The following is a 25,406-nucleotide window of genomic DNA, read 5'->3' as shown; positions in this document are numbered from 1 at the left end:
CCGCTCCGGGCGTACTGAGCGAGACAGCGCGTCAGCGCGTCAGGGTGTAGGTCAGGAGGTACAGCCGCCCATCATGCAGCTGTTGCCGTCCTCCTGTGCCCGCTGGACCGACGCCTTCACGCTGGCGGCCAGCGACTTCGGGTCCTCGGCGACGGCGGCCACCAGGTTGTGGAGTGCGGTGCGCGGCATGACCTCGGTCTCGGCCGGGTTGACCTGGCTCGGCTTCATGGTTCTCCTCCTGTTTGGAGTTGAGTTGTGCCTGCACTTGCAACCCGCCCCCAGACGGTCTTGCCGGATCTCGCCGAGGGCGGGGGTCTTGCCCGTCCCTGCCAGCGGTACGGGGGGCTGCTGGCAGGGACGGAATCTGTGGGTTAGCGGCTGTAGACGATCTCGCCGAACGTGACCGTGTACTCGACCGGCCGATAGACCAAGGTGGGGCCCTCGATCAGGAGCGGTTCGCGGTCGGTGAAGTGGAGCACCTTCGCGCCCGAGCGACTCGTGGTCATGTCGGCCACTGTGAAGTACACGCCGTCGTACGGGACGAGGTCACCGACTCGGATCGTGGCAGGAGTCTCTGTGCTGCCAGCGTGCCCTTCCGGTCCGGAGGGGATCGGCTGGTCAGCCATGCTGACGCGCCTCGGACTGCTCGATCTCGCTCCGCGTGGCCTGCGTACGCACCCAGCGCGCGAACTCGTACGCGTCGCCCGAGCGGAGGGTGATGAGCACGGTTCCATGACCGTCTTCCACCTCCCCGACCAGTGCCGGCCCGTGGAGCTTCATCATGTCCAGGGCCTCGTTCACCTCCGGGACGGCGTTGGCCGCGATGCTCCGCGCCGTCTCCTTGGGCGTTCTCTTCTCGGTGGCAGCCGTCGTCATGGTGACCCCTCGTCACTTGTCCCTGCGTCGTCTGGGCTTGCAACGAAGCTAGAGCTGGGGCAGGCCAACTCCCAAGCGGATTGCGCGAGTTTGCAGCAAGTCGATTGACGAAGCCGAACAACAGGCCGACCATCGGTGTATCGCGCAAACCCGCGCAAGGCAGCGGACGGGAGAACGGCCGTGAAGCTAAGGTTCCTTGGTAAGAACTCCACCCCCGGAGACAGCCCCACCCTGTATGCCAGCGACCAGGACAGCTATGTCGTCCAGGGCTGGAAGGTTCTGGCGAACGACTTGCTGATGCAGCTCGACGTCCCTGCCGGCCATACGGTCGTCGAGGTTCCAACCGAGCTGTTCGAGCACCTGACCAAAGACGGATTGCCGTCCGGCGAGATCAAGAGGTTCGAGGCACCGATCATGCTCGTCACCGAACAGGGCACGTGCATCGTGCAGGGTCCGGAGATGCGTGACACTGACGCCCTGAGCCAGATGCGCTTGCCTGACTATGAGGACTGCATCGAGGTACCCACGTCCTCGATCATGGCCCTACTGGAGGAGAACAGTGGACCTGATCACGAGCGCCCAGCGTGATGAGCTTTTCGACAGCTTCGAGCGCAGTGCCTTCCATCTTGAGCTGAGGGACGACTACGGGTCGCCTGTCGAGGACACGCCTTACGTCCGATGGCAAAGGGGCGAGCCTGACGATTACGCGTGGCTCGACCCTTGGATGACGCTCATGAAGCGTGTGACGGCTGAGGGAAAGACGGTGCGGCGGGTCCGCGTGGTCACCGAGCCGCACTCTCAGTACGTGGGGTGGGAGAACTCGCTCACGCACCTGAACCTGGCGGCAGGCGAAGACATCAGGTGGTTCCCCCGACATCAGCTCCCGGAAAATCTCACCTTCCCCGTCTTCGGGAATGACTGGTGGCTTTTCGATGACCGCCTCCTGGCCGTGGGCCATTTCGACATCGAAGGGCGCGTGCTCGGGTCCCAGCTGATCGAAGATCCCGAGACCGTGGCCGAGTGCATCCGGGTTCGGGATCTGCTTTGGACCTCCGCAATCCGCCACGCCGAGTACAAGCCCTGACTCATCAGTGAGCAACCAGGCACAAGAAGCACGGGCGGCATTGGGTGCCCGGCTGCGAGGATTCCGCAAGGACGCGGGCTTCTCCAGCGGCCGGGCATTCGCTGCCGCCACAGGGTGGCAAGAGTCAAAGGTCTCCCGGATCGAAAACGGTCGGCAGGCTGCTAGCGAAGACGATATCCGTACGTGGTGTGAGAGGACGAATACCCAAGATCAGGCTGCCGACCTGGTTGCTACTGTCCGCCACATCGACGAACTGTGGTTGGAGTGGCGCCGACAGCTCCAGTCCGGCGCCGAGAAGCGCCAGGCCAAGGCTTTGCCCGTTTACTCCAAGACCAAGGTCTTCCGGATCTGGCACCCAACGCTCATCTGGGGCACGCTCCAGACTGCGGAGTACGCAGCGGAGACGTTCAAGCAAGTCGTCGACTTCTTCGAAATCCCAGATGATGCCGAAGTGGCCACGGCAAAGAGGCTCGAACGACAGAAGTACCTGACCCAGGGCGACCGCATCTTCAATGTGCTGCTCGCCGAGCAGGCCCTTTACTCTAACTTCGGCGGCCCGGAGGTCATGAGGGGGCAGCTAGATCGCCTCTTGGCGGTAATAGGGCTACCGCGGCTTAGCTTGGGCTTCATTCCGCGGTCTGCGCCCCTGCATATCTGGCCCGGTAATTCTTTTTCGATGTTTGACGACAAGCTCGTGCTCGTCGAAACCTACTCTGCCGAGTTCTCTGTGACCCAACCTCGGGAGATCGAGCTTTACGGGAAGGCTTTCGCCTCCCTGAAGAGATCAGCTGTCTACGGAAAAGCGGCGAGGGATCTGATACTGAATGCCGCTCATCATTTTGAACAAATCTCACCCAGCTAGAAGGTAGACGATGCAGCAAATAGCGAATTGGCGTACGAGTTCCTACACGCAGACCGACACCTGCGTTGAGATCGCGGACAACGATCCCGCAGAGGTGATGGTCCGGGACTCGAAGCGTCCCAACCGGGCGAAGGTGGGGTTCCGCCCGGCTGCGTGGACAGAGTTCGTGAGCTTCGTCGGGCGGCAGGGCTGAGGACAACGAGAAGGGACCTCCCTTAAGGAGGTCCCAACTTCAGGCAGTAGTACGGAAGTTAGCGGACCGGACAGGCGCCGGTCGTGCACTCCTCGTCATTCGAGTCCTCGACTCGATAGGACTCGTAGGCGTCGAACTGCTCGCGGCTGATCCGCTCATAGGGAGCCTGCGGCCTCGTGCCGTCCATCATGACTGTCGTGCCCTTCAGGTGGGGGAGTCGCCGCTCGGCACCTCGCACGTCTCGTCGAGTTCCAGGACCTCGGGCACGTTCGCCGTGAACGAGACTGCGTTGTCGGCGAACCCCTGCTGATACATCGCAAGGGGCCGTTCATCATCGCGGCCAATCATCTCTCATTCTTCGACTCGCTTTTCATTCCCATACTGACCCCGCGCAGAGTTCATTTCGTGGGCAAGCAGGGATGGCTGGAGATGCCTGGTCTGAAGGGTAGGCTGCAGGCTCTCTTCTTCCGGTCGATCGACATGATCTCGGTCGACAAGAGCAGTGGAGCCGGTGTGATGTCCGGGCTCACCGCAGCACTGGACATCCTGAACCAGGGCGACGTCGTCGGAATTCACGTGGAGGGCGGACGATCTCCCGACGGGCGGCTGTACAAGGGGAATGCCGGGGCCGCCTGGATGGCTCTGGCCGGCGGATTTCCTGTCGTACCCTGCGGATTGATCGGGACCCAGCGCGTTCATCCGGCGGGCAGCAAGAGGCTCCACATCGCCCGTTTCGATGTCAATTTCGGCAAACCGCTCAGCTTCGCCGCGCAGCAGGGGCAGCATACGGACCGTCGGGTGAGGCGCAGCGTGACCGATCAGATCATGAAGGAGATCGCCGTCCAGTCCGGCCAGGAGTACGTGGACGTCTACCTTGCCACCGTGCGGGAGCGGATGAGCCGGAACAGCGGCAGCTGATCAGCGGGCACGAAACGAACACCTGTCACTCAAGGCAAGGTTATGGAAGCGGCGCATTTTCGGGTGCTTCCAAGTAGACAGGGGCGTACTGCTGTCCCGACAGGTCTCCGATTGCCTGGATGATCCGGTCGGTGGCAGCCCGTCGCGCCTGGGCCGGGCGCATGTCGGCGTGATGCCTCGTGCAGTCGACTCGTGTCCCGAACGTCACGGTGATGCGGTGAAGTCGGGGCACGCGTCGACCGGCAGGCAAGAGGCGTTCGGTGCCCGTGAGCGCCACCGGGATTACCGGAGCGCCGGTGGTCAGGGCGAGCCAGGCGACGCCTGTTCGGCCGCGGTAGAGGCGACCGTCGAGGGAGCGGCTTCCCTCCGGATAGATGCCGAAGGCGCGCTTGCCGATCAGCAGCTGTTCAGCGGTCTCCAGCGACGCGCGTGCGCCGCGATGGGCCTTCCGGTCGACGGGGATGCAGCCGAATGCCGCGAAGAAGCTGCGGGTCAGGACGCCTTTGATTCCGTGTCCGGTGAAGTAGGCGTCCTTGGCCAGGAAGTGCACCGGGCGCGGAGCCAGCAGCGCGATGGCGACGCTGTCGATGAAGGACAGATGGTTGCTGGCGAGGATGACCGGCCCACTACGTGGAACGTTGCTGCAACCACGGACGACGGGCCGGTAGATCAGCCGAAGCAGGGGGGTGAGCAGGAGTCGCGCAAAGGTATAGAGCATCGGCTGCCTGTTCATCGGCTCGTGCTGATCAGGGCGGCGCCTGCAACGTCGGTCATCACAGGGGATGGCTGATGGTGTCCCAGGGCGGCGATGCGTGTTTCCGGCACGGCGGTACTCCTTCGGTCTGGTCCACATGCCGGATCTGGCCGGCGTCCGCAATATAGCAACCGATCGGTCGTAAGCTAAAAGGGGTTCGATTCGGGTAGCATGTCCTGCCATGAGCCCTCGTAATTCCGCCCTCGAAGCAGGCCGCACCCGTTGCCGCATCGTCGGCCGCGGTCTGGAGCTGTCATCGGTGGAGGGTCTGGAAGGCCTGACCATCGGTCGACTGGCAGCCGATCTGGGCATGAGCAAGGCCGGGGTGCTCGGACACTTCGGCACCAAGGAAAGCCTGCAGCTCGCCGTCGTCGATGCCGCAGCGGAACAGTTCATGCACGAGGTGACGCGGCATGCCCAGGGAACCCCTCCGGGGTTGGCCCATCTGCGTGCTCTGTGCGAGGCGTGGGTGTCCTACCTGGAGCGCCAAGTCCTGCCGGGCGGTTGCTTCTTCACCGCCGCAGCCGCGGAATTCGACGGACGCGCAGGCCTCGTGCGAGACGCCATCGCGGCCATGGACGCCCTGTGGCTCCGCGACCTGGGCATCCACATCCGGCGCGCGATCACCGCAGGCGAGCTGCCACCGGACACGGACGGCGACCAACTGCTGTACGAACTGGCCGGGGCCATGCTGGCCCTCAATCACCACTTGCAACTGCACCACGACCGTCAGGCCTCCACCCGGGCCCGCCGGGCAATCCAACGGCTACTCGCTCCATGCCCGGCATTCGAGGAACTTTGACGTTCCCCTGCCGGGGCTCCCCGCTCGAACTGGTGTAGCCGGCCTGTGCCATACTCAGCGCGCTTTGCACGTTCCGGAGTCGGGGGACCATTGTTCATGCTTGAGGCGCCGATCAGCTGCCGGGGCAGCGCCCCATGAGCGGCATAGCACTCACGACCCCGTATCTGGACACCGACGCCGATCAGCTCTCGTTCACGCTGGGCCTTCCCGCTCGCGAGGCACTCGCCGTACGCGACCTGACGGTCGGTGGGCTCGATGTGCAGCTCAGGCTTCTGGGCGCCTCCCATCAGGTCTTCGTGGGGCCGGTCCGGGAAACCGTGGCCTGTCTGCCCGGCTTCGAGGGGGGCCTCCCGGACGCGGCGGCGCAGGACTTCGACGACTGGAACTACCGGTTCAGCGCCCGCGTCCAGCACCTCACCGCAGTGGAGTTCAGCAAGCAGGTCGCGCAGATCCGCAGCCGGTCCGAAGAACACCCCCAGGCGCTGTACGGGATCTTTCCCGGCTCCCCGGAAGCAGTCACCGCACTGACCGTCGAGCGGCAGAGCACGGGACTGAACTGGCGCACCTGGCACACCTATCCGCAGAGCGGCCAGATCGTGGCGACGCACACCCGACTGGAGGCCCGATGAAGGCTGCCCGACGCATCGGCCTGATATTCCTCGCCACGGTCGCGCTGGCCGGCTGTTCCAGCGATTCGGACGACGGCAACGACGTACCGACCAGCTGGATCCGCTCGGAGTACGGCGGCAGCGGCGCGGGCTACGTCGACAGCAGCGACGCGACGTCCGCGGTCGCGGAGGAGATCGACGGCCACACCTCGGCCACGGACCGGATCAGCGAGGGAGACATGGTCTTCCTCCGTTACCGGGACGACATCGTCGCGATCACCCCGTACCAGAGCGGCAGCAGGATCGAGATCGACGACTACCGCACCGGCTACAGCCGCTGGAAGTCCCAAGTCCGGTCCGTGTGGCCGGACCCGGACAGCGACGACTTCCGCGGCGGGGGCCCCGGCTCCGGCAAGTGACCACCCGCAGTACGCCCACCCGAACTCCTTGGCGACATCCCCGAAAGGCAGCCCCGTGGCAGAGATCTTCGAGTCGGCAGGTGCCGCACTGCTCTACGGCCTGGTCGGCTTCGTCGTGATGGCGGTCGGCTTCATAGCACTCGACCTCACCACCCCCGGAAAGCTCGTCCATGTGGTGTGGACCGTGCGCAACCGCGGCGCCGCGGTCCTCCTCGCCGGTCAGACGATCGCCATCGGGTACGTCATCGACCAGTCCATCAGGGCGAGCGAATCCGAACTGGGCCTCGACTACGGCCTGATCAGCACCTTGTTGTACGGCCTCTCCGGCGTCGTCCTGATGACCGTCATCTCCGTCATCGTCGGTCTGCTGACCCCCGGCCGCATGGGTGCCGCCGTGCTCGACGACCAGGGGGACCGCCCCCATCCTGCCGCCTGGGTCCAGGCAGCCATGTACATCGGCACGGCCTTCATGGTCGGTGCCGCGATTTCCTGAACGGCAGCATGAGTACCAGCACCCTGGAACGTACCGCCGCCGCGGCTGCCCCACGTCCGCCGGCGGGCTACTCGCGGGGCGCGCGTTTCCTGCTGCTGCTCGCGGTGTTCATCTGCGCGGCCTGCGGTCTGGTCTACGAACTGGCGCTGACGGCGCTGGGCAGTTATCTCATCGGCAACTCCGTGATGCAGACCTCCGTGGTCATCTCCGTCATGGTCTTCGCCATGGGCATCGGTTCCCTGGCCGCCAAGCCGCTGCAACGGCGCGCGGTCGGAGCCTTCGCACTCGTGGAGACACTGCTCGCGCTCGTCGGCGGCCTGTCGGTGCTCATCCTGTACGTGTCGTTCGCCTGGCTGCAGGTCTACATGCCGTCCATGGTGGTGATCACGTTCACCGTCGGCCTCCTCATCGGGGCCGAGATCCCCCTGCTGATGACGCTGCTTCAGCGGATCAGACGCCAGGAGGCCGGCAGCGCGGTCGCCGACATGTTCGCCGTGGACTACGTCGGAGCGCTGGTCGGCGGCCTGTGTTTCCCCCTGCTGCTTCTGCCCACTTTCGGCCAGCTCAAGGGCGCGCTGGTGGTGGGCGGGGTCAACGCCGTGGCCGGTGTCGTCGTCGTCCTGTGGATCTTCCGCCGTGAGACACGACGCTTCGTGCGGATCATGCTGGTGACGGGGATGGCCGCCGTCCTTGCCGTACTCGGGACGGTGTACGTACTGGCCGACGACATCGAGGTCACCGCTCGGCAGCAGCTCTACCGTGACCCGATCATCCATGCCGAGACCACGCCGTACCAGGACATCGTCGTCACCCAGTCCACAGCTTTCACCGGGAAGCCCGACACACGGCTGTTCCTCAACGGCGACCTGCAGTTCTCCTCCGTGGACGAGTACCGCTACCACGAGGCCCTCGTCCAGCCGGCCCTGTCGGGAAAGCGTTCATCCGTGCTGATACTGGGTGGCGGTGACGCGTTGGCCCTGCGGGAGGTCCTGCGTTACGACGACGTCGAAGAGGTGACGCTCGTCGACCTCGACCCGGCGATGACGCGGCTCGCCCGCACCTTCGAACCCCTGCTCGAACTCAACGACCACGCGCTCGGCGACCCGCGTGTCACCGCCGTCAACGCCGACGCGTTCAACTGGCTGCGGGAGGCCGGGCAGCGCTACGACGCCGTCCTCATCGACTTTCCGGACCCGGACACCGCCGCGCTGGCCAAGCTCTATTCCGTCGAGTTCTACCACCTGCTGCGCCATGTGCTGAACCCCGGAAGCCGGGTCGTCGTTCAGGGCGGATCGCCGTTCTTCGCCCCCAAGTCGTACTGGTCCATCGCCACCACGATCGACGAGGCCGACTACTCGACCACCGAGTACCAGGTGGATGTCCCCAGCTTCGGCAACTGGGGCTACATCCTGGCCACCCCCGGCGCCGACGGCCCACCGCCGCCGCTGCGCCTGGCCGATGACGCCCCGCCCCTGCGCTTCCTGGACGATGCCGTCCTCGAAGCCGCCACCGTCTTCCCCCTGGACCGGCGCCCCCAGGACGTACGCGCGAGCACCCTGATGGATCCCGCGGTGCTCGAGTACACCAGCCACGAGTGGCAGAACTACTGAGGATCTTCGGCCGGATGACGGCGGAAAGGGGCGGCGCACCTGCGCCGCCCCTTTCACATGCCGGCTCCGGGTCTGTCAGGGCGCGATCTTCATGTCGAAGATGTGGATGTCGGCGTTCGCGGGCAGGACCACGAGCTCCACCGTCCTGGACGGGTCCAGGGGGACCGAGTTGGCGAAGACGCTGGAAGTGGGGGCCGGGGCGGGATTCGTGCCGGGGATGCAGCCGCGCTCGCGTAGGGCCCTTTCCGTGGATCGGCGGGCCTAACCCGGCCCCAGTACGTGCCGGTTCAGGCCCGGCCTCACGGCTACGAAGGCAGCCGCGCTTCGTACGGTCGGAGGCCCTGTAAATGGCAAATTGAAGCGCCTTGGTCGAAATTGGTCGGGGCGTTTTTCCTATTGAATAACCAAAAAAGAGGGGCGAGTTTCGATGAATTAACGGAGGGTTAGCCCCTTGGGCTGTTCGGGAAGATACCCGATGAAGGTGCTGGTGCGCCACTGGGCGGCCAAATGGGTTGAAGATTGAGCATTTTGGTCAGCAAGTCCCCTTTTCCTTAAGGGCGTTGACGAACACACTGCCCCCGTGAAGAATTTCCCGGTTCGATCAATCAAACGAACCGAGTGGCACTGCAAGGGCGTCCGCGCCTTGGGGTGACGACTTTCCCTTACCCCGGGACGGGCGTTCGCGCATTCCACGCGAAAAGGGGAAACGCGTGTCACGAATAATCAAACGGACCTCGGCTGCCGTCATCACGGGAGTGCTCATCGGCTCCCTGGTGCAGCAGCCGGCGTTCGCGCTGACCCAGGCTCCACCGGGCGAAGACGGCCCCGGTGTGGTGGACACCGTCAAGGGATGGCTCGGCAAGGACGACAAGAAGCGCCCGGAGGCGAAGGCACCGGTGCTCCCCTCGCAGGGCGTGGGGCAGGACGGGCGCCAGCACCTCGACAAGGCGCGCGACGCGTCCCCGGCCAAGCGGGTGACGGAGCTGACCGGCAGACGGACCCCGACGGCCCGCTACTGGCGGATGTCCGACGGGCGGGTCCAGGCCGAGATCACCGGACGGCCGACCGCTTACCGCTCCGGTAAGGCGTGGAAGTCGATCGACACGGCCGTGCGCCCGACCGACCGGGCCGGCTTCGCCTTCGCGAACACCACCAACACCGCGACCAGTTGGTTCGGCACCGACCCCGACTCCCTGGTTCGGTTCGAGGCCGACAAGGGGCACTGGGTCACCTTCGGAGTGCCCGGCGCCAAGACCGCGTCACCCAAGGCGTCCGGCTCCGGGGTCACGTACAAGAACGCCCTGCCCGGCGCGGACCTCGAATACCAGGTGGGACCCGGTGAGGTCAAGGAGAGCATCGTGCTGGCCGAAAGGCCGACCGGTTCCACGGACTTCACCTTCGCGATCAACGCCCATGGGCTCACGCCCAAACTGCGTAAGGGCGGTTCGATCGCGTTCTACGAAGAGTTCTCGCCCGCTCCGGTGCTGGTTGTTCCCGCGCCCTATATGACGGACGCGGGCTCCGACTCCCAGTCGCCGTACGGAGCCCCGTACAGCACGAAGATCACCCAGAAGCTCACCCGGGCCGGCAGCGGCTGGAAGTTGAGCCTGGTGCCGGATGCCGCGTGGCTGGCCGCCAAGGAGCGGCGCTACCCGGTCGTCATCGACCCGACCATCTCGATCGCGCCGACTCCGTCCCAGTCGCAGGACGTGATGATCAGCTCGGACGGTCCGGGCACCAACTACGACGGCTCCTGGCGGCTGTCGGTCGGCAACACCTCCACCGGCACCTCTCGTGCCCTGGTGAAGTTCCCGCTGGCCGGGGTGCCGGCCGGCACCAGGCTGGAGGACGCGCGCCTGCAGCTGTACTACGACCAGGCGCACACCACCGGCGCCAACGACGTCCCGCTGGAGGCGCACCGCGCCACCTCCGAATGGGACGAAACCACCGCCACCTGGAACAATGCCAACGCCAAAACCGGTGAACTGTCCGGGACTTCGGTGGTCGTCGACGAGGGCGACGCCGGGACCACAGCGGCCACGGGTGCCTGGCCCGCGTCCGCCAACACGGCGTTCACGCAGTACGCCGTCAACAAGGACTACCTCTTCAACAAGGACACCGTCGCGGGTGACACGTACACCTGGCAGCCCAAGCTGCCCGAGGACGGCACCTATCAGGTCGACGCCCATGTGATCCCTGCCGACGACCGCTCCACCGCTACGCCCTACACCGTCACTTACGACGGCGGCAGCAAGGCGTACACCGTCGACCAGAGGACCGGCGCCGGCGGTGTCTGGAAGCCGCTCGGCGCACACCCGTTCAAGGCGGGCACGGCCGGCAAGGTGGTCCTCGGCGACGGTCCGGCCAACGCCTCGACCGCGGTGATCGCGGACGCGGTACGGCTGACCAAGCCGGGCACGGTCTCCAAGAAGCAGGACACGCTCAACGCCTGGCACTCCTTCTCCGTGAAGGACACCGTCCAGTCCTGGATCGACGGCACCAACGCGAACCACGGCTTCGTCGTCAAGGCGGCGAGCGAGCTCTCCACCGCCCCCAAGGGCGGCCCGCGCTACTCGGCCTCCGAGTACGCGTACGGAGGCGAGGCTTCCATCTATCCCAAGCTGGTCCTCACCTACGGGCGGCCCGGTGTGGACGTCGCCCCGCCGACCACGATCCACTCCACCGGCGCCGAGCTCACATGGCCCGCGTACGCCGACCCGTCGGCCGCCACCGGCGACGACATCGTCGACTACCAGGTGCACCGCAGCGTCTTCCAGACGTTCACGCCCTCGGCGTCCACGCTCATCGCCCCGGTCGCGGCCGGCACCACGTCCTTCACCGACACCACGGCACTGCCGACCCCGGCGGACTCCGCCGATCTGCTCGGCCGCGCCTACTACTACATGGTCGCGGTCCGGACGAAGGACGGAAAGGTCTCCGCCGGACCGACCCAGCTGGTGGTGCTCCCCAAGGCGGGCAGCACCACCCGGATCTACCAGACCGGCCAGTCGGACACCTCGCTGTCCTCCGTCGAGGCGACCACCGGGCACGACACCATCAGTGACGCCGGTGTGGCGCGGAACTGGCTGTCGGTGGGCAACAACTCCACGACGTACGGCAAGACCCGCACCCTGGTGAAATTCCCCGCGCTGGACAGCCTGCCCGCCACCGCGCGGGTGCTCAAGTCCAACCTCCAGCTATGGGGGGTCACCACCACCACCAACACCACCGGCGCGGCCTATGAACTACGGTCGCTCAACCGTGACTTCGACGAGGCAACCGCCTCCTGGACCAAGGCCGACGCCACCACCGCCTGGACGACGGCAGGCGGCGACCACGGCAGTGCGGTCTCCGACACGGTTGGCAGTGTCACCAACGACCCGAGCCGCCGCAACTGGGACACCACCTCGCTGGTGCAGGGCTGGATCTCCAACCCCGCCACCAACCACGGCGCCATGGTGAAGCTGGCCGACGAATCGGCGTCCGGGCCGCAGGAACGCACCATGTTCCTCTCCTCCGAGGCCGCCGAACCGCAGCTGCGCCCCAAGCTGGCCGTCACATACATCGACAAGACCGCCGAGTCGACGTACTACGCGCCTCAGACCCCGGCCCGCATGATTCCCGGCGACAGCTATGACGTCGAGGTCACACTCACCAACACCACCACCTCGTTGTGGAAGTCCGCCGACCAGGTGCTCACCTACACGTGGGCGCTGCCGGACGGCACCGACGCGACGACCGGGGGCAACCAGGTCCGCACCGCCCTGCCCAAGGACGTCTCGCCGGGAGAGACGGTCACCTTCACGGCGCAGGTGAAAACCCCGGTCAACTCCGACTCGGGCAACAAGCGCACCGACTACGTGCTGACCTGGGACCTGTTCAACCAGACCGCGTCGACCTGGCTCTCGGCCTCCGAGTCGATCCCCGGGCTGCGCCAGCCGGTCGCCGTCGAGGACCCCACCTCCGATCAGCTCGGCCTGGAGAAGTACTACTCGTACGTGGGACGGGGCACCGGCGCAGGAGGCACGGCGACCAACAACCTGTCCTCCGGCAACACGGTGTGGTCCTACAACGCCTTCTCCAACCCCGGCCGTGGACTCGGGACGTTCACGCGTTTCGCGTACAACTCGCTGGACACCTCCGACACCGTGCTCGGCGCGGGCTGGTCGGGGCAGGCGTCCGGGCCGATCCGGCTCGGCGCGGCGCTCGACTTCCATCCCAACCCGCACCCGACCGAGGTGACACTGCCGGACGGCGACGGCACCAGCCATGTCTTCCGCAAGCAGGCAGACGGCAGCTGGAAGGCGCCGGCCGGTGTGCACTACCTGCTGGAGCAGAACACGGCGGTCGACTGCACCCCGGACAAGGACAACGCGCTCGACGCCTGGTCGATGACCCGGCCGGACCGCACACAGTTCTTCTTCGACTGCTCGGGCTACCTCTCGTCCATCAAGGACAAGAACGGGAACGTCGAGACGTTCACGTACGAGGAGCGCAAGTCCAGCAACAAGCCGACGAAGTTCCTGAGGTACATCACCGACCCGGCCGGTCGGCAGACCCTGACCATCGAGTACTACGCCAAGGGTGAGACCAGCAACCCGAAGATCATCGACCACGTAAAGTCGATGACGGACATCTCCGGCCGCAAGGTGGCCATCGAGTACTCCGACAAGGGGCTGCTCACCAAGCTCACCGACGGTGCGGGCACTCCGCAGCAGAAGGTGTTTCTCTTCGAGTACGACGCCACGCAGGGCAACAAGAACGTCAAGCTGGTCAGGACGACCGACCCGCGCGGCAACTCCAGCACGCTGGCGTACAACTACCCGAACGAGGGCGACGATCCGCGCTTCCACTGGCGGACCAAGACCCTGACCGACCGGCTGGGCCACAGCGTCGGCTACGTCTACAGCGACCCCGACGCCCAGACCGGCTCGAACACCCAGGCCGTGGTCACAGACGCCAACAACAACGCGACCACGTATCTGATGGACGGTTTCGGCCGCCCGGTCAAGGTCACCAACGCCAAGTCGCAGGCCACCCAGATGTCCTGGGACGCCGACAACAACGTCACGCGGATGGAGGAGGCCAACGGCTCCTACAGCACGTACAGCTACGACCCGAAGACCGGTTACCCGCTGACCAGTACGGACGCGGAGGCCACCAAGAACGGCACGCCGGGCTCCACGTACACGTACTCCTACGGTAACAACGGCCACGTCGCCGACCTCTTCCAGAAGAAGTCGCCGGAGGGGCGTACCTGGCAGTTCGGGTACGACAGCATCGGCAATCTGCTCACGGTCACCGACCCCAAGGGCGTCTCGACAGCGACCGCGGGTGACTACACCACCAGTTACACCTATGACGTGTACGGCCACCTCACCAAGGCCGTCGACCCCAACGGCAATCCGACGCTCTACGAGGACTACGACCCCTCGGGTCTGCCGAAGACCAGCAAGGACGCGCTGGGCAACACCACCTCGGTCGTCCTCGGTCTGCGCGGTGAAGTGACCTCGTCCACCGACGAGCTGAACCACACCACCACGCAGAACTACGACGTCTTCAACCGGCCGCTCGACACCAGATCCCCCAAGGACCAGTTCTCGGGCCGCTATGTTTCCACACCGGCTCCGGTCTACGACGCCAACGACAATGTGGTCCAGGCGACCGCGCCCAACGGCGCGGTGACCACGGTGACCTACGACAAGGCAGACCAGATCCTGTCGTCGAAGGATCCCCGGGACTCCGCCACCGGCCCGGAGCGCGTCTCCAGCTATGTCTACGACAAGGTCGGCAACCAGGTCAGCGGCACCGACCCCAAGGGCAATCTGCCCGGAGCCACGCCGGGTTCGTACACCAGGACCTTCGTCTACGACGAGCTGAACCGGCTGAAGTCCCAGTCGGACGCCGAAGGCAATACGACGACCATCGACTACAACAACGTCGGCGACATCGTCAAGATCGTCGACCCGGTCAAGAACAGGACCGCCGACCCGGACGACTACACCGTCAAGTTCACCTACGACCTGACCCACCGGGCCACCGCCTCCACGGACCCCGCCGGCAATGTCACCTCCGGCACGTTCGACAAGGACGGCCTGCGCGTCTCCTCGGTGAACGAGCTCGGCACCACCACGCTCTACACGTACGACGAGCGTGGCAAGAACACCCAGGTCAGGACCCCGCACAGCAAGGACGGCTCCGGTGTCATCACCTACCGGACCACCAAGTTCGAGTACGACCAGGCCGGCAACCCGACCAAGTCGATCTCGCCGCGCGGTGTCGACACCGCCACGGCGGACGACTTCACCTCGGAGACGGTGTACGACGAGCTGAACCGGGTCAAGGCGCAGCTGTCCCCGTACGACCCCAATGACGCGGTCTACAACAAGGTGGACCGCACCGAGTACAGCTACGACGCGGCGAGCCGGCTGTCCAAGGTCAGCGCCCCGCCGTCGAAGGGTGAGACCGCCCGCAACGACACGAGGTACTCCTACTTCGACAACGGCTGGATCAAGTCCTCCACCGACCCGTGGGACATCGTCACGTCCTACGAGTACAACACCCTGGGTCTGCAGAGCGAGCGTAAACTCACCAGTGCCGGCGGCTCCTCGTCGCGCACCATGGGCTGGGACTACTTTCCCGACGGCAAGCTCAAGGCCCGTTCGGACAGCGGCGTCCCGGTCGGCCTTCAGGTCGTCCTCGCCGACAACTCCGACAGCCAGAACGCTACGGCCACCGGTACCTGGACAACCGTTTCTGCGGGCACCGAGCACCAGGGGTACGACTACCGCAGCCACGCGGCCGCAGCGGGTACGGACACCTTCAACTGGAAGCTGAACATCCCGCAGGACGGCACCTACCAGGTGTACGTCAAGTACCCGGCGGTCACCGGGGCGGCCACCACCGCCGCGTACACCGTCAAGCACGGCAGCGGCACCGCCAGCCGTACGGTCGACCAGACGAAGAACTCCGCGACCTGGGTCTCCCTGGGGAGCCATGCCTTCACCGCCGGCGGCACGGACCAGCAGATCACGCTGGCGCAGCACGCCACCGGCACGGTGAGCGCGGACGCGGTCAAGCTGGTGCGCGACAACTCGGGCGACACCCAGAAGAACCCGTCGGCCTTCAGCTACGAGTACGACGCGGACGGCGGCCTCACACGGCTCGCCGACTCCTCGCCGGACGCGAAGTACGACGAGTATCTGTACGCGTACGACGGTCTGAACCGGCTGACCGAGCTCCAGGAGCGGGCCTCCGGCGCGGTCAAGCACACCACCGCGTTCGGCTACGACGCCAACTCCAACATCACCAGCCAGACGCACGACGGCGCGGTCGGCGCCTTCACGTACGACGTGCGGGATCTGCTGTCCAAGGCTGTCAACAAGGAGAGCGCGGACGACACCACCCCGCACACCAACTCCTACACGTACGACAAGACGGGCCTGATCACCTCGGAGACGAAGGGAAACAACAATGTGCTGACCGCCAGTTACTACCTGGACGGTCTGCTGAACAAGTCGACGGAGAAGACGTCCGGCGGCACGCTGGTGGCCCAGCACGAGCTTACGTACGACGCAAACGGCAATCAGATCAAGGACATCTCCAGCACCCAGAACGCCGACAACCACAGCGCCTATCTGGACCGCACCAGCACCAGCACCTTCACCCCGCGCAACCAGGTCGCGTCGGTCACCAATTCCGACGGCAAGAACTCCCAGTCGTACGCGTACGACCCGAACGGGAACATCACGACACAGTCCGTCGGCGGGACGACGACCACCAACACCTACTCGCGGGACCGGCTGGTCTCCAGTGCCACGGATGCGGGCACCGTCAACTACAACTACGATCCCTTCGGGCGAATGGACCGGGCGACCGGCGCCGGTGAGGTGCTGCAGCGCTACGCCTACGACGGTTACGACCGGATCTCCTCCGAGTGGAACAACAACGGCACCGGACTGGTCCGGAGCGACTTCACCTACGACCCGTTCGGCCGGGTGGTCACCCAGACCGCGGGAGTGGGCACGGGCGAAGCGAAGACCACCGCCTTCGACCACCTCGGCATGACGAGCGCGATCATGAACGAGAAGGTCGACGGCAAGACCACGAAGGAGTACGAGTACTCACCGCTCGGGACCCGGCTGGCGCAGACCGTCCATGAGACGGACGGCACCAAGGACACCACGTTCTACAGCTACAACCAGCGGTCCGACGTCCAGGCCATCACGGACGAGACGGGCAACACCAAGGGTACGTACGGTTACACCGCGTACGGCAGCGAGGACACCAGCCAGACGACCGGTGTCGACAAGCCGGGCACCGGCGGCGGCGCCAGTGCCGAGCCTTACAACGCCTACCGGTACAACGGGGCCAGGGTCTCCTCCTCCGGGAACCTGAACATGGGCTTCCGTAACTACTCGCCAGGCATGAACCGCTTCCTGTCCCGGGACATGTACAACGGCGCCCTCGCGGACATGCGGCTGTCCAGCGATCCGCTCACCGGCAACCGGTACGCGTTCGCGGGCGGCAACCCGCTCAGCAATGTCGAACTCGACGGCCACGACTGGTGGTCCGGCAACGGCACGCCGACCTTCTCGGTCGACAGCAAGGGGGTGGTGACCAACATCGTCGCCGACACCATGGAGAAGGTGCGCGACGCGTACATGAACCAGTTCCCGCACAAGAAGCGGAACGTGTACGTGGGTGCGTACGACCCGGTGACCGGCCGCTATGCGGCGGGGCAGTCCTGGGGGCTGTGCGGCTGTGCCGAGCGCAACGCGGCGTCGCGGCTGGGAATTCCGATGGACCAGGCCAGGTTCAGTCAGGCCGTCCGGTGGAAGGGCCCGAACAAGCCGCCGTTCCCGATGGACGTGTGCCCGGTCTGCCAGAATGACAGCCACCTCTCCCAGTACTCACCCGGCACGAAGGGCACCCCGGGTGGCCGGTGGAGCTTCGGTAACCTGGTCGGCCTGGGTAAAGCCAGTGTCAGTCGGGACCTCGTGGTGGCGCAGAAGACCAGCACCGCGCTGGTTAAGGTGAACACGGTCAAGGCAGCCGCCGCGGCCGAGGTCCCAGCGGGCTCCGGCACGGCGCCGAGGACGACCAGCACCGTCCTGAGCAAGGTGGGCACGGCCGTCAAGTGGGGCGGCCGGGGTCTGTTCGGCCTGGGCATCGCCTACTCGATCTACGACGTGGCCACGGCGCCGGACGACCAGAAAGTCGACCGCGCGATCGTCAACGGCAGTTCACTGGCCGGCGGTCTGGCCGGAGCCTGGGCGGGAGCCAAGATCGGGGCCGGAATTGGCGCCGCGGTCGGCTCGATCATCCCAGGTGCCGGCACGGCGGCAGGTGGTGTGGTCGGTGGGGTGATCGGCGGTATCGCCGGCGGTATCGGCGGTGCCTTGGCCGGAGGATCCATCGGCGAAGAGATCAGTTCCTGGTTCTGAGGAACCTCTGAAAAGTAAGGAAGGGGCGAATCGTGCCGGATTCGTATGATGGCGACGTCCTTGGCGTCTGGTTCGAGATCGAGGACGACGAGGACCAGTTCAGCAAGGACGAGCTTGAGTTCGTGACGGAGCTGCGCTCCCGCGCGACAGCCGCGGGCTGGGCTGCGGATCCGGACGATTCGGCCGTCGTTCCCGCGCTGGGAAACGTGCGGCGGGAGCTGCTGGTCGTCCTGTACGTGGTCGACGAAGCGGCGAAGCAGCACCTGTTCACAGCGGGGGTCTTCTTCGACGGCACCCGGGTCGTGGGCGACCGCGTCCATGACCAGATGCTGACGCTCGAGGGCGGAGGCACGGCCCTGCGGGCCACCGGTACGCCGCCCGAACTCGCTCGGCGTACCGCGGACTGGTTCGCGGAGGTGCTGTCGAGGAAGGCCATCGCGTACAGCGGATGAGCCGATGACGACGGGAAGGGGCGGCGCACCTGCGCCGCCCCTTTCGCATGCCGGCTCCGGGTCGGTCAGGGCGCGATCTTCATGTCGAAGATGTGGATGTTGGCGTTCGCGGGCAGGACCACGAACTCCACCGTCCTGGACGGGTCCAGGGGGACCGAGTTGGCGAAGACGCTGTACTTCACGGTGGCGTTGCCGTAGCCGCTCGGGCGGTTGCGGCCGTCGGTCGACTTGACCAGGGTGGCGCCGTGCGCGGTGACCGGGTCGAAGGACCAGTTGGGGAAGCCGAACGTGCCCGTGGACTTCGTACCGTCGGTGTAGTACACGGTGGGGCTGCCCGTGGCGGCGCTGCCGACGCCCGAGCCGAGGAATACCAGCTTGCTGCCCTTGCCGCTCAGCGTGATGGCCTGTCCGGCGCTTCCCACGTTGTCCTTCGTGCCGGCCGGGACGTCCGGCCAGGTCAGGGTGGCGCCCAGGGCGTTGACGGGTGCCCCGGGGGTCAGGCCGACCGCGGCGAGCTTCTGCGCGGAGAAGCTGTTGCCCTCACCGTCGTAGTTGCCCGCCGTCGTGGCGGACTCGTCGGTGATCGCCACGTTGTTGTACGCCGCCGCGAGGTTCGCCTGCGGCGATCCGCTGCGCTCCGAGCGGGTGCCGGTCGCCGTGCCCGCGCCGTCCCCGCCCGTGTAGGTCGCGGTCGCGGTGAACGTACGGATGACGAACCCGGCCCGCTTCTCCGGGACCTGGATCTGGAAGCTCGCCGTTGCGGAGGCGCCCGTGGCCAGGGCACCGTCCACGCTGCGCAGCGACGGCTGCACCGCCCATCCCGCAGGACCGGCGAACGCGACCTTCAGTGAACGCATGCGCTGCGGACCGGCGTTCTTCACGGTGACCTTCACCGTCGCGATGACCGGACCGTCGAGGTCGACGGGGGAGATGGTCACCTCGGTCTTCGCCTCGGACGCGGCGGGTGCGGCCGGGGCGGCGGGTGCGGCCGTGGCCGCCTGGGCGGGGATCAGCATGACCGCGGCCACGGCCAGGGCTCTGAGCGGGTTCTTCAGTCGGGTGGGTCTCAACGTCTGCTCCTTCGGCGGGAGTTGCCTGGACGGACGGGGAAGTGGGCTAGGCGACGGGAGGCATGTCCGTCTCGCGCGAGTCCAGGCCCGTGCGCAGGTTGACCCAGGAGCCCCGGGTGAAGTCGGGCACGGCGACCGGGCGGCCCTTGGCCGCGAGGGACATGACGCTCAGCGGAACGGGTGCGCACCAGACCGCCGAGTCGTACACGTCGATGTCGGGGACCAGCCCGGCCCGCATCAGCTGGATGGTGCGCCACTGCAGGACGTAGTCCATGCCGCCGTGGCCGCCGTTGTTCGCGGCGTCGTCACCGATCTTCTTCCACAGCCAGTGGTCGAACTCCTTGCGGTACGTGTCGAAGTCGCGCCAGGAGTGGCCCCCGTGGTCCGGCTCGACGTAGATGCGGCCGCCGGTCGTCGAGGTGCCCGCGTAGTCCTCGAAGATGCCGCGGCTGCCGGCGAGGGAGTTGATCCGGCTGTACGGGCGGGGCGAGCTGACATCGTGCTCGGCCCGGATCATCCGGCCCTGCGCCGTCTCGATCTGGCAGGTCACCAGGTCGCCGTTGATGTACGTCTCGTTCCAGGACGGGTGCGACTTGGGGATGAAGCGCTCGCGGTAGTCGGCGAGCCCCTTCGGCGCCGTGGCCGTGGCCTTCAGCGTGGTCATCCGGTCGCCCCGGTTGATGTCCATCGCCGCCGCGATCGGCGCCAGGCCGTGCATGGCGTAGAAGGACGCGGTGGAACGGGTGTGCCAGAGCCTGCGCCAGGAGTCGGTGTAGTACGTGTTGGAGAAGAGCAGGGAGCGCAGGTCGTGCAGATAGCCGCCGTGGCCGTTGGTGATCTCGCCGAACAGGCCCTCGTGGCCCATCTTCAGCATGGCCAGCTCATTGCGGCCGTAGTTGCAGTTCTCGGAGAGCATCAGGTTCTTGCGCGTGCGCTCGGAGGTGTCCACGAGGTCCCACAGCTCGTCCAGCTCGGTGGCGATGGGGAGTTCGACGATGACGTGCTTGCCGGAAAGCAGCGCCGCCTTGCCCTGCTCGTAGTGGAACTCCCAGGGCGTGGCTATGTATACGAGGTCGATGTCGTCGCGCTTGAGCATCTCCGTGAACGAGTCGGCGGAGCCGCCGAACTCCGCCGGGCGCGGCTTGCCCTTGGCCACCAGCGCGTCGGCGGTGCGCTTCACGCGGTCGGCGCGGATGTCGCACACCGCGGTCACGGTACAGCCGGGGACGACGGACCAGCCCGTCGTCATTCCGGAACCCCGGTTGCCGAGTCCGATCACACCGACGCGGACGGTGGCGTAGGGCTCGAACGGCACATTGATCATGGATTTCTGGCCTGCCGCGCGGCGGGGCGCGGCGGCTTCGGCCAGGGCGGAGACGGCCGAAGCGGGTGCGGCGGACGCGCTGGTGGCCGAACCGATCCCGGCGGCGAGCGCCGCTCCCGTGGCCAGCGTCCCTCCCAGGACCAAGCGGCGTGAGACTGCGGGGATTTCAGACATGGCGACAACGCTCCTTGTCATGTGACCGGCATCACTGGCGGCAATGACTCTCGCCGGAATGTAAGCCCCATGTCAATAGGTGCTCGCAATGGCCCTGTTGTGAACAAAACCAAGCATCCATTGGTGGCGGGGTGACGGATGGGGCCGACGGGCCCCGCACCTCGGAAGACGAGGGCGAGAGTGCACCGAGAGGGGTCACTCCCAGGCTTGGCCGGTGCGACACCCGGCAGGCCCTGGAGCCGGGTTCTTCCGGGGTGGGTCGACTCCGAGCCGTGAGTGACATGCCCCCATCAAGTGGTACGCCGTACTGTCCGCCGACCCGACAGGAGTCTCCCCATGTCATCGACCGAGCGACCAGGACGGCGCAGACCCGCCGCCCTGGTCACTGGCACGGCGCTCGCTCTGTGCGCATCCCTTCTCGGACTGGCTCAGCCCGCTTCCGCGCAGGACGCCCGGGACCCGGACGGCCGGAAATCGATCGGCGCGGCCCGGCCCGGTCCGGCGGCGACGCCCGCCGACGACCCCTCGGCGATCCCGGAGCGGGACCGCGCCGAGGTCATCGGCAAGGACTGGAAGACCTCGGGCGACCGGGCGTGGACCACCACCAGTGACTCGGAGGGCTTCCACCTCCTGGTCGCCGACGCCAGGTCGGGCTACGCCTGGCGCACCGCGGCCTCGCTCAGCGAGCCCGGATTCGACACCGACATGTGGATCGGCAACGCCTGTGTGACCGGCTCCGGCAAGCGGGCCGTCGTCGTGTACGGTCCGCGGACCTTCACCAACAAGGGCGAACTCTTCACCCGCGGCGGGTTCTCCGCCGTCGTCGACCTCACCACCGGCGCGGTGCGCAAGCTCCCGGTCCAGACCTCCCTCGCGTACTACAACCCGGGCTGCGGCAGCGGCGAGAGCGCCGCGCTCACCCAGGGCGGCGTCGAGGACAAGAAGCAGACCCGGCTGATCCGGCTGGACACCGCGACCGGCAAGCTGGGCAGGCCCGTCGCGCTCGCGGGACAGGTCACCTCCGCGATCCCGCTCAAGGAGGGCGGATTCGCCGCCGCCGACGCCGCACGCGTCGTACGGATCACGGACAAGGGCGCACGGTCCACGCTGGCGCCGACGGGCCGGATTCCGCTGCGGCTCACCCAGGACGCAGACGGCTCCGTCGTCTTCATGGACCGCGGCAAGGACGGCAGGGCGAAGGTCTCCCGGGTCGCCGCGGGCGAGAAGAAGGCGAAGACCCTCGCTTCTGGCGCCTGGGGCCGCCTCGGTCTCGTGCGGGGCGCGCAGGGCCACAGCTTCATCACCGGCGCCGCCGACTCCGTCTCGGCCGACCTCCCCGCGACGGTGGAGCGGCTGACGGGCACGCCCAAGGACGCGCGGGTCTCCACCCGTGGTGCGGCCGTGGTCGCGGGCACCGTATGGGCGGACGGCAAGGACGCCCGCGCGGTGGAGCCCGACCGGTCCGGCAACCGGGCGGTCGCGGTGGGCCTCACCGTACGCACGACGGGCAAGAAGGCCGCGTTCACCGTCGAACCGGGCGCCAGGCCCGCGAAGTTCGAGGCGCAGAGCCGGACCCTGTCACCCGCCATCGGCGCCCCGGCCCCCAGCAGGCTGTCGGCTGCCGCGTCCGGTTCCCCCACCGATCCGGTGGAGGACGAGCGCTACTGCTCGGTCCCGCGCAACGACCCCAGCAACCAGGCCATGCAGCCCAAGCCCCGGCAGGTGGAATGGGCGGTCGACCAGGCCATCATGGGCACCCTGAACAACCACATCAGCCGCCCCGCGGGCTGGAAGAACCTCGGCATGCCCGCGTACCAGCCGCAGACGCTCTTCCCCAAGCGCACGCTGACCGGCGGCGGGCACGTTCCCGCGCAGGTGATGCTCGGCATCACCGCGCAGGAGTCCAACATGTGGCAGACCTCCCGCGTCGCGGTGCCCGGTGTCACCGGCAATCCGCTGATCGGGAACTTCTACGGCCGTGAGATCTACAACGACAACGAGGCCGACGACTGGGACATCAACTGGGCCGACGCGGACTGCGGTTACGGCGTCACCCAGATCACCGACGGCATGCGGCTCGCCGGACGCACCAAGCCCGGTGAGACGGCCTACGCGTACAACACCCAGCGGGCCATCGCCCTGGACTACACCGTGAACGTGGCGGTCGGGGTGCAGAAGCTCAGCGACAAGTGGAACGAGGTCGCCGCCGCCGGAATGCAGGTCAACAACGGCGACTGGTCCAAGCTGGAGAACTGGTACTTCGCCATCTGGGCGTACAACTCCGGCTTCCACGCCAACGTCGGCTGCTGCGAGCCCTGGGGCGTGGGCTGGCTGAACAACCCGGCCAACCCGGACTACGTGGCCGACCGGCCGTCCTTCATGGACCTCAGCTACGCCGACGCCGCCCACCCGCAGGACTGGCCGTACACCGAGAAGGTCCTCGGCTTCGCCGGCCACCCGCCGGAGCTGCTGGAGTCCCCGGGCACACTGGTCGCCGGCTTCCGGGCGGCGTGGTGGAACGGTGACGCAACCACCGGGCCGATGAACCGCACCCGGGTCAAGGCGCCCGAGGACACCTTCTGCACCGCGGCCAACTGGTGCGACCCCAGCAAGATCAACAACAGCAACGGCAACGACGCCAGCGGTCCGTGCACCCACACGGACTCCGCGGGCAAGCTGGACTTCAAGTGCTGGTGGACCTCCGACGTCACCTGGAAGTCGGACTGCAGTTACAGCTGCGGCAACGAGCTCGTACGGTTCGACTCGACGTACGCGGAGCAGGCCGACGGCAACCCGTACAAGCCCAACTGCAGCCGCTCCGCGACGGCTTCGGGCAACGCCCTGCCCTCCAACGCGCTCGTCGTGGACAACACCACCCACGCCTCGGCGAGACCCGCCGACTGTGGTGCCCGTGTGGCCACGACCGGCAGCTTCACCTTCAATTTCTCCTCCGACAGCAGCGGCAACCACACCTCCAAGGTGGACCTCCACCAGCTGGGCGCCGGGTTCAACGGCCACTTCTACTTCGGCCACAGCCGCACATCGGCCGACTCCAAGCTGGAGTTCGACGGCACCTGGAGCCTGGGCGCCTCGCGCACGGACTGGCAGCGGGTGCTCGTCCATCTGCCCGACCACGGCGCACACACCCAGCAGGCCAAGTACGAGATCGACACCGGCAGCGGCTCGTTCACCAAGACGCGCTACATCAACCAGAAGCGGTTCGCCAACAACTGGGTCTCGCTCGGCGTCTACAAGATGAGCGGTGTGCCCCGGGTCCGGCTCACCACCCAGACCGACGACGGCGTCGGCGATGACGACGTGGCCTTCGACGCGGTCGCCTTCCAGCCCCTGCCGGGCAAGCCCAAGCACATCGTGGCCGTACTCGGAGACTCGTACACCTCGGGCGAGGGCGCCGGAAGCTACCTGCCGGAGAGCGACAACGACCACGGCACCGAGCGCTGGAACGCCTGCCGCCGCAGCAACAACGCCTGGGGCCGCAAGGTCACCCTGCCGGGCACGTCCAGTTCGCTGGGCAGCCTCTCCGACGGCTGGAGCGACAGTGCCGAACTGGGCTTCGTGGCCTGTTCGGGCGCCATGACCCACAACGTGTGGGACACGTCGTGGGGCAACAACTGGCAGTCGTACAAGGAAGGCCAGTTCCACGAGCAGGCGCAGGCACGGTCCGGGGTGCTCACCTCCGACACCACCCTCGTGATGCTCACACTCGGCGGCAACGACGGCGGCGGCTTCGCAGGCGCCATGACCGAGTGCTCGGACCTGGGTAACTGCGCGAACGACGAGAACTTCATGCCCAAGTACAAGGGCAAGGTCGACACCATGATCCCGGATCTCCGGACCACGCTCACGGACATCAAGTACAAGGCTCCGAACGCGCAGATCGTCCTGATGGGGTATCCGGAACTGCTCAGCCGGACCGTGAAGTGCACGGGCTCCTGGTACATCGACGGCACGGAGGCGGACGCGCTCGCCGAGCTCGTCAACTACGCCAACGGCAAGCAGGAGACGCTCGTCAACGACCTGAAGTCGGGCGGCGTGAAGATCGACTACGCCAACCCGGTCAGCGCCTTCATCGGGCACGCGGGCTGCGACGACCCGGAGTGGATCAACAAGATCGTCATCGGCCCCAACGGCGACGGCGACTTCCACAAGGACGACGAGGCCAGCCCCTTCTGCACCTGGTCGTGGCTGGGCGGGGACTGCCTCAGCCGCGAGTCCTTCCACCCCAAGTCGGAAGGGACCACCGGCTACGCGGGCGTGATGCAGACGCGGCTCGGCCAGATCGGGTATCAAGGGTCGTGAC

At 66.8% G+C, this 25,406-nt stretch carries 20 protein-coding genes; 13 read left to right on the top strand and 7 right to left on the bottom strand.

What is annotated here, in order from left to right; genetic code table 11:
• Window positions 1-51 precede the first annotated feature (51 nt).
• The 3 genes from ACWGO0_RS21680 to ACWGO0_RS21670 form a co-directional block, all read right to left on the bottom strand.
• Window positions 52-228 carry a hypothetical protein gene (locus tag ACWGO0_RS21680; protein ID WP_453537250.1) on the bottom strand — a complete coding sequence of 59 codons (177 nt, stop codon included), beginning with the start codon at window positions 226-228 and terminating at the stop codon, window positions 52-54.
• 143 nt (window positions 229-371) lie between these two features.
• A complete protein-coding gene (locus ACWGO0_RS21675) occupies window positions 372-506 on the bottom strand; it encodes a hypothetical protein (RefSeq protein WP_453537247.1) in 135 nt (44 codons plus the stop codon).
• A 112-nt stretch (window positions 507-618) separates the two neighbouring features.
• Window positions 619-876, bottom strand: coding sequence for a hypothetical protein (locus tag ACWGO0_RS21670; RefSeq protein WP_453537244.1), 258 nt, complete (start codon window positions 874-876; stop codon window positions 619-621).
• Between the two features lie 180 nt (window positions 877-1,056).
• On the opposite strand from ACWGO0_RS21670, the gene ACWGO0_RS21665 reads away from it, so the two are divergent.
• The 4 genes from ACWGO0_RS21665 to ACWGO0_RS21650 are packed head-to-tail and all read left to right on the top strand — an operon-like array spanning window position 1,057 to window position 3,015.
• Window positions 1,057-1,464 (top strand): hypothetical protein, encoded by a 408-nt coding sequence (locus ACWGO0_RS21665; protein ID WP_453537241.1) that lies wholly within the window; start codon window positions 1,057-1,059, stop codon window positions 1,462-1,464.
• Complete coding sequence (locus ACWGO0_RS21660; RefSeq protein WP_453537238.1) at window positions 1,436-1,960, top strand: DUF6879 family protein; 525 nt, start codon at window positions 1,436-1,438, stop codon at window positions 1,958-1,960. The genes ACWGO0_RS21665 and ACWGO0_RS21660 overlap by 29 nt, the downstream gene beginning before the upstream one ends.
• A gap of 7 nt (window positions 1,961-1,967) precedes the next feature.
• Entirely contained in the window at window positions 1,968-2,822 is an 855-nt protein-coding gene (locus ACWGO0_RS21655) for a helix-turn-helix domain-containing protein (RefSeq protein ID WP_453537235.1), read from the top strand.
• 10 nt (window positions 2,823-2,832) lie between these two features.
• Window positions 2,833-3,015 carry a DUF397 domain-containing protein gene (locus tag ACWGO0_RS21650; protein WP_453537232.1) on the top strand — a complete coding sequence of 61 codons (183 nt, stop codon included), beginning with the start codon at window positions 2,833-2,835 and terminating at the stop codon, window positions 3,013-3,015.
• A gap of 58 nt (window positions 3,016-3,073) precedes the next feature.
• On the opposite strand, the gene ACWGO0_RS21645 is transcribed toward ACWGO0_RS21650, so the two are convergent.
• Window positions 3,074-3,205, bottom strand: a complete 132-nt coding sequence (locus ACWGO0_RS21645) for a hypothetical protein (RefSeq protein WP_453537229.1) — start codon at window positions 3,203-3,205, stop codon at window positions 3,074-3,076.
• Window positions 3,206-3,318: 113 nt separating this feature from the next.
• Between ACWGO0_RS21645 and ACWGO0_RS21640 the strand changes: the two genes are divergently transcribed.
• On the top strand, window positions 3,319-3,933 hold the full coding sequence (locus ACWGO0_RS21640; protein WP_453537300.1) for a lysophospholipid acyltransferase family protein: 615 nt from the start codon (window positions 3,319-3,321) through the stop codon (window positions 3,931-3,933).
• 40 nt (window positions 3,934-3,973) lie between these two features.
• Here ACWGO0_RS21640 and ACWGO0_RS21635 read toward each other — a convergent pair whose 3' ends face one another.
• A complete protein-coding gene (locus ACWGO0_RS21635) occupies window positions 3,974-4,666 on the bottom strand; it encodes a lysophospholipid acyltransferase family protein (protein WP_453537226.1) in 693 nt (230 codons plus the stop codon).
• Between the two features lie 202 nt (window positions 4,667-4,868).
• On the opposite strand from ACWGO0_RS21635, the gene ACWGO0_RS21630 reads away from it, so the two are divergent.
• The 7 genes from ACWGO0_RS21630 (at window position 4,869) to ACWGO0_RS21600 (ending at window position 18,517) form a co-directional block, all read left to right on the top strand.
• The gene (locus ACWGO0_RS21630; protein ID WP_453537223.1) at window positions 4,869-5,489 is read left to right on the top strand and encodes a TetR/AcrR family transcriptional regulator; all 621 of its coding nucleotides are present in this window, start codon (window positions 4,869-4,871) and stop codon (window positions 5,487-5,489) included.
• Between the two features lie 134 nt (window positions 5,490-5,623).
• Complete coding sequence (locus tag ACWGO0_RS21625; protein WP_453537220.1) at window positions 5,624-6,118, top strand: DUF2617 family protein; 495 nt, start codon at window positions 5,624-5,626, stop codon at window positions 6,116-6,118.
• Window positions 6,115-6,516 carry a DUF4247 domain-containing protein gene (locus tag ACWGO0_RS21620; protein WP_453537218.1) on the top strand — a complete coding sequence of 134 codons (402 nt, stop codon included), beginning with the start codon at window positions 6,115-6,117 and terminating at the stop codon, window positions 6,514-6,516. The genes ACWGO0_RS21625 and ACWGO0_RS21620 overlap by 4 nt, the downstream gene beginning before the upstream one ends.
• A gap of 55 nt (window positions 6,517-6,571) precedes the next feature.
• The gene (locus ACWGO0_RS21615; RefSeq protein ID WP_453537215.1) at window positions 6,572-7,009 is read left to right on the top strand and encodes a DUF350 domain-containing protein; all 438 of its coding nucleotides are present in this window, start codon (window positions 6,572-6,574) and stop codon (window positions 7,007-7,009) included.
• A gap of 8 nt (window positions 7,010-7,017) precedes the next feature.
• Window positions 7,018-8,619: a polyamine aminopropyltransferase gene (locus ACWGO0_RS21610; protein WP_453537212.1), complete on the top strand. Its 1,602-nt coding sequence runs from the start codon at window positions 7,018-7,020 to the stop codon at window positions 8,617-8,619.
• A gap of 1,022 nt (window positions 8,620-9,641) precedes the next feature.
• The gene (locus tag ACWGO0_RS21605) at window positions 9,642-18,065 is read left to right on the top strand and encodes a golvesin C-terminal-like domain-containing protein (RefSeq protein ID WP_453537297.1); all 8,424 of its coding nucleotides are present in this window, start codon (window positions 9,642-9,644) and stop codon (window positions 18,063-18,065) included.
• A 32-nt stretch (window positions 18,066-18,097) separates the two neighbouring features.
• On the top strand, window positions 18,098-18,517 hold the full coding sequence (locus ACWGO0_RS21600; protein ID WP_453537209.1) for a hypothetical protein: 420 nt from the start codon (window positions 18,098-18,100) through the stop codon (window positions 18,515-18,517).
• 65 nt (window positions 18,518-18,582) lie between these two features.
• Here the strand turns inward: ACWGO0_RS21600 and ACWGO0_RS21595 are convergent, their stop codons facing one another.
• Window positions 18,583-19,533, bottom strand: coding sequence for an NEW3 domain-containing protein (locus tag ACWGO0_RS21595; protein WP_453537294.1), 951 nt, complete (start codon window positions 19,531-19,533; stop codon window positions 18,583-18,585).
• A gap of 100 nt (window positions 19,534-19,633) precedes the next feature.
• The gene (locus ACWGO0_RS21590) at window positions 19,634-21,085 is read right to left on the bottom strand and encodes a Gfo/Idh/MocA family protein (RefSeq protein ID WP_453537206.1); all 1,452 of its coding nucleotides are present in this window, start codon (window positions 21,083-21,085) and stop codon (window positions 19,634-19,636) included.
• A 336-nt stretch (window positions 21,086-21,421) separates the two neighbouring features.
• Between ACWGO0_RS21590 and ACWGO0_RS21585 the strand changes: the two genes are divergently transcribed.
• Window positions 21,422-25,405 carry a golvesin C-terminal-like domain-containing protein gene (locus ACWGO0_RS21585; RefSeq protein ID WP_453537203.1) on the top strand — a complete coding sequence of 1,328 codons (3,984 nt, stop codon included), beginning with the start codon at window positions 21,422-21,424 and terminating at the stop codon, window positions 25,403-25,405.
• Window position 25,406: the final 1 nt, after the last annotated feature.

It is taken from the genome of Streptomyces sp. NPDC055749, assembly GCF_053617235.1.
Note: the sequence above shows the minus strand (reverse complement) of the source record. Positions and strands in the feature narration are given on the sequence as shown.

Coding starts and splice junctions, on each gene's coding strand:
- ACWGO0_RS21590 (WP_453537206.1), bottom strand. CDS start 21,085: ATGTCTGAAATCCCCGCAGTCTCACGCCGCTTGGTCCTGGGAGGGACG.
- ACWGO0_RS21645 (WP_453537229.1), bottom strand. CDS start 3,205: ATGATGGACGGCACGAGGCCGCAGGCTCCCTATGAGCGGATCAGCCGC.
- ACWGO0_RS21620 (WP_453537218.1), top strand. CDS start 6,115: ATGAAGGCTGCCCGACGCATCGGCCTGATATTCCTCGCCACGGTCGCG.
- ACWGO0_RS21595 (WP_453537294.1), bottom strand. CDS start 19,533: ATGCTGATCCCCGCCCAGGCGGCCACGGCCGCACCCGCCGCCCCGGCC.
- ACWGO0_RS21630 (WP_453537223.1), top strand. CDS start 4,869: ATGAGCCCTCGTAATTCCGCCCTCGAAGCAGGCCGCACCCGTTGCCGC.
- ACWGO0_RS21675 (WP_453537247.1), bottom strand. CDS start 506: ATGACCACGAGTCGCTCGGGCGCGAAGGTGCTCCACTTCACCGACCGC.
- ACWGO0_RS21680 (WP_453537250.1), bottom strand. CDS start 228: ATGAAGCCGAGCCAGGTCAACCCGGCCGAGACCGAGGTCATGCCGCGC.
- ACWGO0_RS21605 (WP_453537297.1), top strand. CDS start 9,642: ATGTCCGACGGGCGGGTCCAGGCCGAGATCACCGGACGGCCGACCGCT.
- ACWGO0_RS21635 (WP_453537226.1), bottom strand. CDS start 4,666: ATGAACAGGCAGCCGATGCTCTATACCTTTGCGCGACTCCTGCTCACC.
- ACWGO0_RS21610 (WP_453537212.1), top strand. CDS start 7,018: ATGAGTACCAGCACCCTGGAACGTACCGCCGCCGCGGCTGCCCCACGT.
- ACWGO0_RS21670 (WP_453537244.1), bottom strand. CDS start 876: ATGACGACGGCTGCCACCGAGAAGAGAACGCCCAAGGAGACGGCGCGG.
- ACWGO0_RS21585 (WP_453537203.1), top strand. CDS start 21,422: ATGTCATCGACCGAGCGACCAGGACGGCGCAGACCCGCCGCCCTGGTC.
- ACWGO0_RS21625 (WP_453537220.1), top strand. CDS start 5,624: ATGAGCGGCATAGCACTCACGACCCCGTATCTGGACACCGACGCCGAT.
- ACWGO0_RS21650 (WP_453537232.1), top strand. CDS start 2,833: ATGCAGCAAATAGCGAATTGGCGTACGAGTTCCTACACGCAGACCGAC.